Annotated in this window: 14 protein-coding genes; all 14 read right to left on the minus strand. The window is 74.2% G+C overall.

Annotated features, from left to right (window positions below; translation table 11 throughout):
- Positions 1–18 precede the first annotated feature (18 nt).
- Positions 19–630 (minus strand): lysophospholipid acyltransferase family protein, encoded by a 612-nt coding sequence (locus tag Q5761_RS05470; RefSeq protein ID WP_318751483.1) that lies wholly within the window; start codon positions 628–630, stop codon positions 19–21.
- On the minus strand, positions 631–1,299 hold the full coding sequence (gene cmk, locus Q5761_RS05475) for a (d)CMP kinase (RefSeq protein ID WP_318751484.1): 669 nt from the start codon (positions 1,297–1,299) through the stop codon (positions 631–633).
- A gap of 385 nt (positions 1,300–1,684) precedes the next feature.
- A complete protein-coding gene (locus Q5761_RS05480) occupies positions 1,685–2,467 on the minus strand; it encodes a hypothetical protein (protein ID WP_318751485.1) in 783 nt (260 codons plus the stop codon).
- Positions 2,468–2,681: 214 nt separating this feature from the next.
- A complete protein-coding gene (locus Q5761_RS05485) occupies positions 2,682–3,044 on the minus strand; it encodes a gamma-glutamylcyclotransferase family protein (RefSeq protein WP_318751486.1) in 363 nt (120 codons plus the stop codon).
- Positions 3,041–3,907: a hypothetical protein gene (locus Q5761_RS05490; RefSeq protein ID WP_318751487.1), complete on the minus strand. Its 867-nt coding sequence runs from the start codon at positions 3,905–3,907 to the stop codon at positions 3,041–3,043. The genes Q5761_RS05485 and Q5761_RS05490 overlap by 4 nt, the downstream gene beginning before the upstream one ends.
- A gap of 47 nt (positions 3,908–3,954) precedes the next feature.
- A complete protein-coding gene (locus tag Q5761_RS05495; RefSeq protein ID WP_243123868.1) occupies positions 3,955–4,236 on the minus strand; it encodes a ferredoxin family protein in 282 nt (93 codons plus the stop codon).
- Between the two features lie 92 nt (positions 4,237–4,328).
- Positions 4,329–5,627: an FAD-dependent oxidoreductase gene (locus Q5761_RS05500; protein WP_135225425.1), complete on the minus strand. Its 1,299-nt coding sequence runs from the start codon at positions 5,625–5,627 to the stop codon at positions 4,329–4,331.
- A 13-nt stretch (positions 5,628–5,640) separates the two neighbouring features.
- On the minus strand, positions 5,641–6,867 hold the full coding sequence (locus Q5761_RS05505; RefSeq protein ID WP_318751488.1) for an electron transfer flavoprotein subunit alpha/FixB family protein: 1,227 nt from the start codon (positions 6,865–6,867) through the stop codon (positions 5,641–5,643).
- 28 nt (positions 6,868–6,895) lie between these two features.
- A complete protein-coding gene (locus Q5761_RS05510; RefSeq protein ID WP_318751489.1) occupies positions 6,896–7,798 on the minus strand; it encodes an electron transfer flavoprotein subunit beta/FixA family protein in 903 nt (300 codons plus the stop codon).
- Positions 7,799–8,245: 447 nt separating this feature from the next.
- Complete coding sequence (locus Q5761_RS05515; RefSeq protein ID WP_318751490.1) at positions 8,246–9,676, minus strand: ISLre2 family transposase; 1,431 nt, start codon at positions 9,674–9,676, stop codon at positions 8,246–8,248.
- Between the two features lie 174 nt (positions 9,677–9,850).
- The gene (locus tag Q5761_RS05520; RefSeq protein ID WP_318751491.1) at positions 9,851–10,918 is read right to left on the minus strand and encodes a nicotinate phosphoribosyltransferase; all 1,068 of its coding nucleotides are present in this window, start codon (positions 10,916–10,918) and stop codon (positions 9,851–9,853) included.
- Positions 10,902–11,720: a pseudouridine synthase gene (locus Q5761_RS05525; RefSeq protein ID WP_135225429.1), complete on the minus strand. Its 819-nt coding sequence runs from the start codon at positions 11,718–11,720 to the stop codon at positions 10,902–10,904. Before Q5761_RS05525 ends, Q5761_RS05520 begins: the two co-directional genes overlap by 17 nt.
- A 3-nt stretch (positions 11,721–11,723) precedes the next feature.
- On the minus strand, positions 11,724–12,185 hold the full coding sequence (locus tag Q5761_RS05530; RefSeq protein ID WP_318751492.1) for a RidA family protein: 462 nt from the start codon (positions 12,183–12,185) through the stop codon (positions 11,724–11,726).
- 521 nt (positions 12,186–12,706) lie between these two features.
- Entirely contained in the window at positions 12,707–13,243 is a 537-nt protein-coding gene (locus tag Q5761_RS05535; protein ID WP_318751493.1) for a spore maturation protein, read from the minus strand.
- Positions 13,244–13,274 lie beyond the last annotated feature (31 nt).

Genomic DNA, 13,274 nt, shown 5'->3' on the forward strand with positions numbered 1-13,274 from the left:
CGACCCCCTTCGCACGGCTTACCCTGCAGGGACGCGGCGCCGCGCCGGCTCTCCCGCCGCGGGATCCTCGGCCAGCAGCGCCGCGACGGCCTCGCGCATCCTGTGCGCCACCGCGTCGATGGACCCCTCCCCCCCGCTCCCCTCGACCCGGAAGGGGACGCCGATGCGCACCCGCACCCGCCGGCCCGGGCGATACGGGCCGGCGATGGCCACGGGGAGCACCGGCGCGCCCGATTTGATGGCCAGCAGGGCGGCACCGGGCTCGAAGGGCCCGAGCCGACCCCGGCTGCGGCTGCCCTCCGGGAACAACCCCACCACGGCGCCCCGGTCCAGCAGGTCCAGGGCATGGCGCAGCGCCCACCGGTCGGGCTGCCCGCGGCGCACGGGGAAGGCGCCCAGGCGCCGCAGCACCCACGCCCCCAGCGGGTTTCGGAAGAGCTCGTGCTTGGCCATAAAGTGCACCTTCCGCGGCAAGACGGTGCCCACCAGCGGCGGGTCCAGCCAGCTGAGGTGGTTGGCGATCACCAGCAGCGGGCCGTCGGGGGGGACGTGCTCCCGCCCGCCCACCTCCCAGCGGCATCCCAGGGCGAACAGCACCCAGAACAGCGCCTTCCCCAACGCGTACAGCACCTAGTCGCCCTCCCGGCAGTACCGCAGGATCTCCTCCACCACCGCCTCCACGGTGCGGCCGGTGGTGTCGATCTCGATGGCGTCGGCGGCCCTCTTGAGCGGCGCCGCGGGTCGCGTCATGTCCTGCCGGTCCCGCTGGCGCAGGGCCTCCGCCACCTCTTCCAGGGTCACCCTGTGCCCCGCGGCCACCAGCTCGCGGTACCGCCGGCGGGCCCGTTCCTCCGGCGACGCGGTGAGGTAGACCTTCAGGTCCGCGTCGGGCGCCACGTGGGTGCCGGTGTCGCGACCCTCCAGGACGACCCGGCCCCGTCGTGCCAGCGCCCGCTGCACCTCGAGGAGCCGCTGCCGGACCTCGGGGATCGCCGCCACGGCCGACACCGCCTGGTCGACGCTGGGCTCCCGCAGCTGGGCGGTGACGTCGACCCCGTCGAGAACAACCTGCGGGGCCCCCTCGGGCCCCGTTGCCAGCGCGATGTCCGTTTCTCGAGCCAGCTGCGCCACCCGCTGCCGGTCCGCCGGGTCGATGCCGTGGCGCAGGACCTTCAGCGTCATGGCGCGGTACATGGCGCCGGTGTCCACGTACAGGTAACCCAGGGCTGTGGCGACCCGCCGGGCGACGGTGCTCTTCCCCGCACCGGCCGGCCCGTCGATGGCGATCACGCGCTTCAACGAGATCGGTTCCCTCCGGTTGTTCGACAGCGCCCGCTGGATTCCTTGTGCGGTCCGCCCGACCGCGGCAGGGGCCGTCCGCGCGGCCGCCCGGCGGCGGTGGGGCGCGCCAGGGCCCGCCGCCCGCGGTGCGCGGCGACGGTCGGCGCCGCCGTTCCAATCGCCCGCAATTATACCATGGATCGGTGCGGCGCCGGCCCCGCGTGCCGGCGGCCCCGCGACCGCCGGGACCGACCGGCCCGGTCCCGGCGCCCGCCGGTGCGGGCCTGCCCGGGCGCTCCGGCATGGCCCGGTCCCGGCGGATGGCCGCGGGGGCCGCGGGCGGGGTCCCGGCGGGAGCCCGCGCGGCGGCCGGCCGGCGCGGCCGATCGCGGGCGCCCGCCGGCTACGGCGCCCGCCATGCCAGCCGGACCGCCGTGCCCTGCGGTCCCACCCGCCACGTTGAACCCGGGGTCGGCGCGGCCAGCGGGCCGCTGGCGTGGGTGAGCACCACCTCCGCGCCACCGGCCTCGGCCCGCAAGGCCAGGCGGTCGCCCGGGCGGACCACCACCGGCCGCCTGTCGCCCGGCACCAGCCGGGCCAGCTCGACCCCGTTGAGGACCACCGCGACGGACGAGGGCCCCCGGTTGCCGAAGGTCAGGAGGGCTTGGGCCGACGGCGTCCGGCTTGCGGTCGGGTTCGCCCGGTCGGCGGTCGCCCCGGCCGGCGCTGGGCGGCTGGCGCCCCGCTCCTCCGCGGCGCCCAGGACCCCGGGGGATCGCGGCGCCTCGGTCGGCGGCGACGCCCCGGGCATGGTGGCGCCCGGGGTTGCGGAGGAACCGGTGGGCACCCCGGCGGGCGTGGCGTCTCGCCAGGCGGCGGGCATGCCGGACCGGTAGCCCCAATCCTCGAGGACGCGACCGTAGGTCTCGTAGGCCAGGGGACCGCGCCCCGCCATCAGCGACTGGACCACCACCAGTGCCACCAGGCCCGCCACCACCGCGCGGGTGAGGACCTCTTCCACGGTTGCGAGCCACGGCGGCCCGATGCGCGCCCCAGGGCCGCCCCCGGCGGGCGGCGCTTCGTTCGGGGCGGCCCGGGCGGCGTCGGTCGGCGGCCGCCGTCCCGACGGCGAGGGGGTGAACCGCGGCCGCGACGGCACGGGCCGGGGCGGCTGTCCGGAACCCATCGGGCCACCTCCCCGGAGGCCGCGGGCGGTTCCGCCGCGCCGGCCTCCGGGGGAGTCTATGCGTGCGGGTGAGCATCCTTGTGCGGCTCGGAGTGCGGCTCGGATGGGGGCACGCAGCCGGTCGGGGACGGGGCGCCCCGGCGCGGTGCGAGCGGTACGGGTTCGGGACGGCGCGGGGCCCGGGCTGGCGGGCGGCGAGGTGCCGGTGCCGTCCTCACTCCCACCCGGCGGCTTCCAGGGGGATCAGCCGGTCGAACACCGCGGGGTTGCCGACGTAGACGGCGGCGTCCACCGGGCCCTCGGCCGTCTGCACGGTCACGGTCCGGCGGAAGTAGTACGGCGGATCCTCGTCAGCCCCCTCGTAGTGGTCCAGGTGGCCGAGATCCGACCCCTGGATGGTCCACAGCACGCCGTGGACCCGATGGCCGGGGGCCGGCAGGATCACGGGGTATCCGCGGCCCGTGTCGTAGAGGCGATAGCCCTCCAGCACGGCGGGCATGGGAGGCTGCAGCCGGCGACCGACCAGCGCCTCGATGCGCCCGCGGCGGCGCAACGTCCCGTAGGCGAACAGCTTCACGGGGTCTCCTCCCTGGTCTCCTCCCGCTCCTCCAACAGCCCGCGCTGGCGCAGGGCATCGGCCAGTTGGCCGTGGAGCCGGGCGATGGTCCCGTAGAGCCGGTTCTCCTTCGGGTCGTAGCTTCCTCCCAGGGTGGCGACCTGCCCCAGGCTGGAGAAGAGCGCGTAGAGGTCGGCGCGGCACTGCCGCCCCAGGGAGGTGCGCATGGCCGCCTGCAGGAGCCACTTCCGATCCACGGGGGGCTGCCCGTCGGCGTAGCGGCACAGGAGGAGGAAGTGCTCGAGCCACTGGACGAACCCGGCCAGGAAGGCGAACGCCTGGCCACGGCGCAAGTTCCACGCCATCGAGGCGGTGCGCCGCCGCAGGGCGCGGTAGCGCCGCCGCACCTGCTGGCGGTACCATGCCGGCGGCAGCTGGCGCAGCGGCGCCAGCGCCGCCGCCAGCCGGCCGCCGGGATCCAGCACCGGCTCCGCGGCGCCGAGCAGCACCACCGCCGCCTCGGAGGGCCGGGCAGCCGCCTCGGCCAGTTCGTCCCAGCTCAACAGGGCCAGGTGACCGCCGCCCGCCCAGCCGGGCAGCCGGTGGAAGGACCCCGGACCCGTCGGGTCGCCGTGGGGCGGCAGGCGGTGGCGCAGCCGCGCGACGGCCGAGCCCGGACCGACGGCCACCAGGTCGAGGCGCGAGACCCGGTCGCGGTAGCCGGTGGCCCCGGAACCGGCCAGGGCCACGGCCCAGGCGGCGCCGGCCGCCGCCTGGGCCGTGGCGGCGGGCGAAGCGCCCGCCTGCGGCTCCAGCCACTCCCCCAAGATCCGCTGGGCCACATCCCGCGCCCGGCGGACCAGCTCCGCCCTGGCGATGGCCATGGCTCAACCCCCCGTATCGGCCCGGATCCCGGCGCCGGCCCGCCGGCTCAGCCCTGGCGGTACTGCACGCCGTAGCCGCCCCGCGGGTTGAGCCACTTGATGTTGCGGAAGGGGCAGCCGATGCGGCAGGTGCCGCACTCGACGCAGCCCTCGTACCCCACCAGGATCTTCTGGGCCTCGGGATCCCACTCGTAGACGTGGGCCGGGCAGAACTTGGTGCAGTACTGCTCCGGGCACTTGGTCAGGCACACGTCCGGGTCGATGATGAACAGGTGCGACTGCTTGTCGGCGTTGAACCGGTCCAGGTAGAGTTTGTCCTGGATGCTCATGGGCTTGGCGCCGCCCGAAGCCTGGGCGCCCTCGCCCGCCTGCGCGTCGACCGCCTTGGGGGCCGCCGCGACGGCGGCCGCAGCCCGTGCGCTCATCCGATCGCCCTCCACATGGCGTACAGGTCGTAGGCGATGCGCCAGAGCGGCCGCTGCTGGCGCACCATCCGGACGATCTTCGCCTGCTTGTCCCACTTCGGCGTGCTGTCGACGGTGAAGAACTCGCGCATCACCTGGCTCAACAGCTCGGGATAGTCCCGCAGGAACTGGGGGTTGGCGTCGAAGAACTCGTTGGCGTGGTTGTACTTCCGCAGGTCCTTGAGCACGTACGTCTCCTCGAGCCGCTGCTGGTAGCGGCACAGCACCCGGCTCGAGGTGTCGCCCTCCGCCAGGGCCTCCAGGGCGACCTCGCCGGCGATGCGCCCCGAGGTCATCGCCAGGTTCGAGCCCTCGCGGTGGATCGCGTTGGTCAGGCCGGCGGCGTCGCCCACCACCATCAACCCGTCCTTGAACAGGCGCGGGATCGCCTTGTAGCCGCCCTCGGGGATCAGCTTGGCGGAGTACTCGATCACCTTGCCGCCCTCGATCAGCTTGCGCACCTTGGGGTGCTGCTTGAGCCGCTCCAACAGGTCGTTGGGGTTCATGCCGCTGTAGACCAGGTGCTTGACCAGCACCCCGACCCCGAAGGAGAGCGACTCCTTGTTGGTGTACAGGAACGCCATCCCCAGCATGCCGGCGGTGGCGTCGCCCAGCATCTCCACCGTGGCACCCTGGCCGGGCTCCAGGCCGAAGCGGTCCTCGATCTTCTCCCGCGGCAGCTCGATGACCTCCTTGACCGCCAGGGCCGCCTCGTCCATCGCCCAGTCGTCGTGGAGGCCCGCCTTCTGGGTCAGCAGGTTGTTGACCCCCTCGGCCAGGATGACCACGTCGGCGTAGACCTCGCCCTCGGGCCGGCCCGCCACGACCCCGACCACGCGGCCGCGGTCGTCGTGGATCAGGTCGACCACCGTGGTCCGGGTGATCAGGGTCGCCCCGGCCTCCTCCACCTTCTTCGCGAACCAGGGGTCGAACTTGGCCCGCAGCACCGTGAAGTTGTTGGGCGGGTCGTCGGCCCAGCGCGGCGTGCGGTAGCCGAAGGTGACCGCCGCGTCCGGCGTGAGCAGCCAGTAGTTCTGCTCCACGATGGTGCGCTCGATGGGCGCCTCGCGCCAGAATCCCGGCAGCAGCTCGTCCAGCTGGTGCCGGTAGAGCACGCCGCCCATCACGTTCTTGGAGCCGGGGTACTCCCCCCGCTCCAGGATCAGCACGTTGGCGCCGCCCCGGGCCAGGACCAGGCCGGCCGACAGGCCCGCCGGGCCGGCGCCGACGATCACCACGTCGAAGCGCTCTGCCACAGCCATCCCTCCGTCAGGCGCCCGCCCGGGCCGCCGCGGCCGCGCCTTCCTGGGCCTCGCCGCCTCCGGCCGCGCCCGCCGACGCCGAAGCATCGTCCGCCAGCTGATCCAGCCGGCGTGCCAGCTCCTCCTGCAGCGCGGGGAGGATCTGGAACAGGTCGCCGACCACGCCGAAGTCGGCTACCTTGAAGATCGGCGCCTGGGGGTCCTTGTTGACCGCGACGATCAGCTCCGCGTTCTGCATGCCCACGGTGTGCTGGATGGCCCCGGAGATGCCGAAGGCGAAGTACACCTTGGGCCGCACGGTCAGGCCCGTCTGGCCCACCTGGTGCTCCCGGCCGATCCAGCCGGCGTCGACGATGGCGCGGGACGCCCCGACGACGCCGCCGACCACCTCGGCGAAGTCGAAGAGCAGCTTGAGGTTCTTCGGATCCTGGAAGCCGCGGCCGCCGGCCACCACCACGTCGGCCCGCTCCAGCTGGGCCTGGGGGTCGGGCTCGTCGATCACGCCCAGCACCTGGGTGCGCAGGCTGCGTTCGTCCAGGTCCACGGGGAAGCGGACGATCTCGCCGCTCCGCCCGGGCTGGCGCGGCGCGGGCTCCATCATCTTCGGCCGCACCGTGGCCATCTGGGGCCGGTGCTTCTTGCAGAGGATCACCGCCAGCTGCTTCTCGAGGAACGCCGGCCGGATCGCGTCCAGCAGCCTCGTTTCGGGGTCCACGTCGAGCTGGGTGCAGTCCGCCGTCAGCCCGGTCTGCAGCGTGGTGGCGATGGTGCCCGCCAGGTCGCGGCCCGTGCTGGTGGCGCCCAGCAGGAAGATCTCCGGCTTCACCTGGCGGATCGCCGGCGTCAGCACCCGGGAGTAGGCCTCGTTGCGGTAGACCGCCAGCGCCGGATGATCCATCAGGATCACCCGGTCGCAGCCGCGCTCCACCGCCTCCCGGGCGACGGCCTCCACCTGGTGACCGGCGACGAAGCCGATGAGCTCGACCCCCAGCTTGTCGGCCAGCACCCGACCGATGCCCGCCAGCTCCCAGGCGACGGGCGCCGCCTGGCCGCCGTGCTGCTCGATGAAGATCCCGACGCCGCGGTAGGCCTCCAGATCCGGCGTCCCGCCGGGTCCCGGCGCCGCCGCGGACCGCCGCTGGGCCGCGGCGGGTGCGGCGCCCGCCGCGCCGCCGCGCCCGCCGGCCGCCGGGGCGGCGGCCGGGGCCTGCTTCGCCATGGCTCCCTCGCTCACCGTCCTCCTCCCCTCCCTCCAACGGCGCTCAGCGATCGCCGGTCGAACCGGCCGCGCCACCCGCCCCCTGGGCCATGGCCGCCGCCATGGCGGCGGCGCGTCGGCTCTCCAACACCGCCTTGCGGAAGGTGGGGTGCGCCAGCAGCCGGTCGGCCAGCTCCCGGGCGGCCCGCCGCGGGTCGCTGCCGTCGATCATCACCGTGTTCCGCTTCCGCTCCGGCGGGGTGAAGGACTTCGCCACGATGGTGGGCGACCCCAGCAGCCCCACCTCGGTGCGGTCGAGCCCCAGGGTCTCGCGGTTCCAGACGATGGGCTTGTGCCGCGCCGCCCGCAGCATGCCGGGCAGGGAGGCGTAGCGCAGCTCGTTGAGCTCCTTCTCGACGGTCAGCAGGGCGGGCAGCGTCGAGCGCACCACCTGGCGGCCGCCCTCCACCTTGCGCTCGACCACGATGTAGCGCCCCTGGGGGTTGACCTCCCGGATGCGGATCACGTAGGTCAGCACCGGGATGTCCAGGCGCGCGGCGATCCCCGGCCCGACCTGCCCCGTGTCGCCGTCGATGGTCTGCCGGCCGCAGCAGATCAGGTCCACGGGCCCGAACTCGCGTTCGATGCGCCGGATGGCCTCGGCGAGGACCCGGCTGGTGGCGAAGGTGTCCGCCCCGGCCATCGCCCGGTCGCTGACCAGGATGGTGCGGTCGGCCCCCACCGCCACCGCCTCCTTGAGCGACTGCTCGAAGAAGGGGGGGCCCATGCTGACCACCGTCACCTCGCCGCCGAACTGGTCCTTGATCTGCAGGGCCGCCTCCAGGGCGTGGACGTCGTAGGGGTTGATGATCGAGGTCACGCCCTGGCGCACCAGGGTGCCCGTCTTGGGGTTGATGCGCATCTCGGAGCTGTCGGGCACCTGCTTGAGGCAGACCACCACGTGCATGCTCCCACCGCCCTTTCCCGCCCGGTGCTGCGCCGTCTCCCATCCGCGCGGCGCGGCCTGCGGGCTGGCCGGGTCCGCCCGGACGGCGGGGGCCGCCGCGCAGCGCGGCCCCCCGGTGGGGACGGCCGGCCTACTTTGTGATGCGGTTCACATGTTGGCCTAGAGATTACTCCTCCGTCACCGCCGAGGGACCCGCGCCGCCGCCCGCGGCTCCGTCCCCAGAGGGGTTCGCCATCGTGCCGACGAAGCCTTCACCGTGCAACTTCGTTTGCCTTGGTTTGCCACAACGTGCGATACCCGTCGGTTCGCCTCGTTCGCCACGACGTGCGATCCGTTGGCTCGCCACCCTCAATCACACTGTATGCCTCTTCGCGGTGGGTTTCAATGCGATCCCGTCTTCGCGTCCGTGTCACGTTCCGGTGGGTGCCCCCAGCGGTGAATCGGCTGTCAAGCCACCGGTGCGTGGACATGGGCCAGGTCGCGCAGCACCTGAACCCAGGGTTTGGTCGCATGCGGCCCGGTGAGCGCTGGGATGCGGGCACGCAGCCAACGGGCTGGGTCCTCCTCGAGCTGGCGCATCACGCGCTGAACGGCCTGGCGTGTCGCCTGCCGCACGCCGGGCGAAATCTGCAGGGGCCGGCCGCCGAGGACCGCGCGCCAGTGGGGGTCCACGCGTTCGCTCAAGAGCCGCGCCAAGTGGTCGGCGCCGCGTTCACTCCAACGCGCCCCATGCCGTTTCATCCGTCGTGCAAGGACGTGAAAGACTTCTGCTTCGATCGCCCCCAGCCGCGGCGCTTCCCCAGAAGCCACAATCCCGTCCCCGTGCTCCCGCAAGTAGCCGCGCAGCCGCAACAAGCGCTCCCGCGCCGGACCACGCCGCCCCCGTAGCGCCTGGCGAAGCGCCGACTCCACGCCCGCCCAATCCCCCGCTTCGATGGCCCGGCACACCTGGGCGTACGTCTCCTCGGAAGGCGATAACGCCTCCCGGAGGGCTCTCCGCAGGTGGAACGGATCCAGCCGGTAACACGCGCGGGGGAAGTACTGCAACCCCTGCTTGACCCAATGCGCCCCATCGCCTCCGAGGTAACAAGCCTGGACCGCGCTCAGATCCCAGTGCGTCCCCCAATAGGCGCTCGCCTGCTCCCAAAAGGCCGTCCCCGGCATCACCCCCGCCACGACCCGCCGCTCCCGCAGCGCTTGCCGGTTCGAACCCACGGCTTGCTTGCCTTCGTACGCGACCCCCAGCTTCAACACCACCGGTTGCCCTCGACCCCGCAGATAAACCTCGTCCGCTTCGGCATGCAGCTCGACGCTCCGGCGCCGGCCTTCCGGCACCTGGCCCTCCACGAACACCGACCGCCGCAGCCGCTCCGCCGCCTCCTTCAACCGGCGCCCCGCCCGTTGGGACGCCCGCCACACCGTCATCGCCCGCGCCGGTGCCTGCCCCGCCGTCAACTCCCGCAGGACCGCCGCCGCTCGGTGATACGGCATCTCCGTCGCGAGCCGCCGGCACAGCGCTTCCAGCCGCGGCGACAGTCGCCGCCGCGATTCCAAGCCCAGCGCTTCATCCAGCAAGAACACACCCTGGCCCGTCGCCCGGTCCCGGTAGTAACGTCGCTTCACCTGCAACTCGCCCAGCGGCGTGTCCAGGACCCGCTCCCGCGTATCCAGGCACTCATATCGGCTCGGGTCCCGCTCCTGCATCAGTCGCTCATCGATCCCGGCCAACACCCACTCCAGCAGCCGCAGTGTCAGCCGGCCGCTGAGCCGCTGAACGGCTTCCTCCAGTTCGCCAAACGATCGGTCCTCCGTCACCAGCTCCGCCAGTTCCCGCAATGTCTGGAGGAAAAGTTCGCGCACAGCGTGTATGCTGAGCATGGGGCCTCACCCTCCGACTGCCGCTGGGGAAGCCGTCCCGATGCAGGGACAGCCTCCGGGTGAGGCCTTTTCTATTTGCCTCGACCCTCACCTACCGAAACGTTACACGGACCGTCTTCGCCGTGGATCGGCGCGGGGACCCGCCGGTTTCGCGCCGCCGGCCTGGCGTCGCGCCTACAGGCGACGGCGCAGGCGCGGATCCGCGGGCGCGCCGGGGATGCGCCCGCGCTTGGCGACCGGCCGGCCGGCCACCTCTTTGATGTCCATGGTCATGTCCACCGGCGGCGCGGCGGCGACGTAGCTGCCGACGCCGAAGGCATCGGCGCCCGCGGCCTTCAGCGGCGGGATGCGCTCGGGGGTGATGCCGCCCGACACGAACACCTTGACGTGTCCGAAGCCGGCCTGGGCGAGCCGGGCCTTGACCTCGCGGACCAGGCCGGGGGTGACGCCGCCCCGCTCCGACGGCGTGTCGAGCCGCACCGCCGCCAGCCGACGGCCCATGGCCGCCGCCACCCGCACGGCTTCCACCGCCTCGTCCTGGAAGGTGTCCACCAGCACCACCCGACCCTCCTGGGGCGGGAACACCCGGTCCGCCGCCTCGGCCACCGTCAGCGTGTCGCCGACGATCAGCATCACCGCGTGGGGCAGCGTGCCCACGGGGTCCCGTCCCGCCAGCCGGGCGCCCAGGATGCAGCTGGCGCCGTCCATGCCGCCGACCACGGCGGCCCGCTCCATGACCGGCGCCACGGCGGGGTGGACGTGCCGGGCGCCGAAGCAGATCACCGGCGTCTCCCCAGCCGCCTCCTTCACCTGCCGGGCGGCCGTAGCCCACCCGGTGGCCGAGGCGAGCATGCCGAGCAGCGCCGTCTCGTACAGGCCGAAGGCGCCGTACGGTCCCTGGATGCGCAGCACCACCTGGCCGGCCTCCACCGGTTGCCCCTCGTCGGCGGCCCAGACCGCCACCGGCAGCCCGCGGAGAAGCTCCAGGACCTCCTCCACGCCGCAGAGGATCCCCGCCCGGTTGGCGAAGACGTCCGCCGTCACCGGCGTGTCCAGGGCCCCCAGGTGGCGGAGCACCTCGTAGGTCTTGACGAAGTAGACGTCGGTGGTCGCACCGCGCCGGATCTCCTCGTGGGTCGCCGAGTGCAGCCGCCTCGGGCCGGGGCGCACCGCATCCAGCGTCGCGAAGGAGTCGACGCGGCCCTGCGTCGCCGGGGCCTCGGGTTCACCGGCCGATGCCATGGTCGCCCACGCCTCCCTCGTCCCGGCCGCCCCTTGGGGCCGGGGCCGGTTCGTCCCCGTCCGCCGACAGGCCCGCCGCCTCCCGCAGGGCCCGGACCTCGGCACGGGTCAACGGCCGCCAGCGGCCCGGCGCCAGGCGGCCCAATCGCAACGGTCCCACGGCCACCCGCACCAGCCGCACCACGTCCCAGCCCACCGCCCGGCACATGCGCCGGACCTGGCGCTTGCGGCCCTCCCGCAACACCACCTCGACCCACCCGCCCCCGGGGCGCCGGCGCAGGATGCGGGCGGCCCGGGCGCGGGCCGGCCCGTCGTCCAGCAGCACCCCGTCCCGCAGCCGGCGCAGGCGCCGGGCCTCCAGCGGGCCGCGCACCAGCACGTGGTAGACCTTGTCCACCTCGTGGCGCGGGTGGGTCAGGGCGAAGGTCAGCTCGCCGTCGTCGGTGAGCAGCAGCAGGCCCTCGCTGTCGACGTCCAGCCGGCCCACCGGATGCAGACCCGCGAGCCCCACCCGGCGGCAGAAGTCGCCCACGCTGGGACGCCCCTGGGGATCGCGCAGCGTGGTCACCATGCCCCGCGGCTTGTGGAAGAGCACGTACCGCTTGCGGGCCAGGCGCCGGGGCAGATCGCCCAGAGGGCGCCCGTCGATGGCGATCACGTCCCGCTCCGGGTCCGCCCGCGTCCCCAGCACGGCGGGCCGGCCGTTGACGGTGACGCGGCCGGCGGCGATCCACGCCTCCGCCCGCCGCCGGGAGGCGATCCCGGCGCGGGACAGCAGCTTCTGCAGTCGCTCGGCGGGCACCGGTCAGACCTCCACGCGGAAGACGGCCTCCACCTCGACGGCGGCATCCAGGGGCAGCTCCGCCACCCCCACCGCTGAGCGCGCGTGGCGTCCGCGCTCGCCGAACACCTGCCCGAGCAGCTCCGAGGCGCCGTTGACCACCTGCGGCTGCCCGGTGAAGCCGGGGGCGCTGTTGACGAACCCGACGACCTTGACCACGCGCACCACGCGATCCAGCGAGCCGGCGACCGCCCGCACCACGGCCAGGGCGTTCAGGGCGCAGAGGCGCGCGGCGGCGTAGCCGTCGTCCGGCGTGATGTCACGGCCCACCTTGCCGCGGTAGAGCACCTGCCCCTCCCGCAGGGGCAGCTGTCCCGACACGTAGAGCCACCCGTCCTCCAGCACGCCGGGCACGTAGGCGGCCACCGGCGGCGCCACGGGCGGAAGCTCGAGGCCGAGTTCCTCCAAGCGGCGTTCGAAGGACAACGGACCCCCTCCTTCCCCTCCTCCCCTCTATATTGGCCTCCCCTGCCAGACCCGTCCACGGGCGCCGACGGGCGCCACCGGGGGCGGGATGGCGCCGGCCGGCTCGGTGGGCAGGCGGGGGGTCTCGCCAGGCCCGGCCGGGCTGCGGTCCCGGGCGGAGGGATGTGGCGTGCGCCGTCGGCCCGGAGAACCCCGCCCGCGGTCCCGCGCGGAGGGACGCAGCCCGCGGCGTCGGCCGGAGGAGCCCGGCCCGCAACGCCGTGGGGAGGAACGCAGCCGGCGGCGCCGTGGGGAGGGATGCGTTTCGGGGCGCCGGCCGGAGCGACGCGGCCCGCGGTACCGGGGGAGGGACGCGGCGCGGGACGCCGTGGGGAGGCACGCGGCCTGCGGCGCCGTGGGGAGGGACGCGGCGCGGGGCCCCGGGCGGAGGAAGCCCCCACGCCGTCTGCAGGAGCGCGTCGTGCGGCCCCGCCGGCCGCCGGGGCGCGCCTCCGCCGGTCGGCGCCCGCGTCCCCCGGCCGTCAGCCGAAGAGGGCGCGGACCAGCAGCACCGAGGTCAGGATGCCGACGGCATCGGCGATCAGGCCGACGGGCAGGGCGTGGCGCGAGGCGCGGATGCCCACGGACCCGAAGTAGACGGTGAGGATGTAGAAGGTGGTGTCGGTGCTCCCCTGCATGACGGTGGCGAGCCGGCCGATGTACGAGTCCGGCCCGTGCTGGCGCACCAGGTCGGCCATCAGGCCGAAGGCGCCGCCCCCGGAGAGGGGCCGGACCAGGGCGAGGGGGAGGACCTCCCCCGGCATGCCCAGGGGGCGCAGGACGGGTTCGGCCAGGTGGACCAGCAGCGCCATGGCGCCCGACTCGCGGAAGGCGGTGATGGCCGCCAGGATCGCCACCAGATAGGGGATGATCTGCACCCCGATCCGGAAGCCGTCCTTGGCCCCCTCGACGAAGGCGTCGTAGACCCGGACGCCGCGGAGGAACCCGTAGACGGGGATCCCCACCAGGAGGGCCGGGATCGACCAGGTCGAGAGGAGCTGGACCAGGTCCCAGACCACGGATCGCGCCCCCTCCGGCGCCCCCTCCCCC

It is taken from the genome of Thermaerobacter composti (assembly GCF_033582035.1).
GTDB lineage: Bacteria > Bacillota > Sulfobacillia > Thermaerobacterales > Thermaerobacteraceae > Thermaerobacter > Thermaerobacter composti.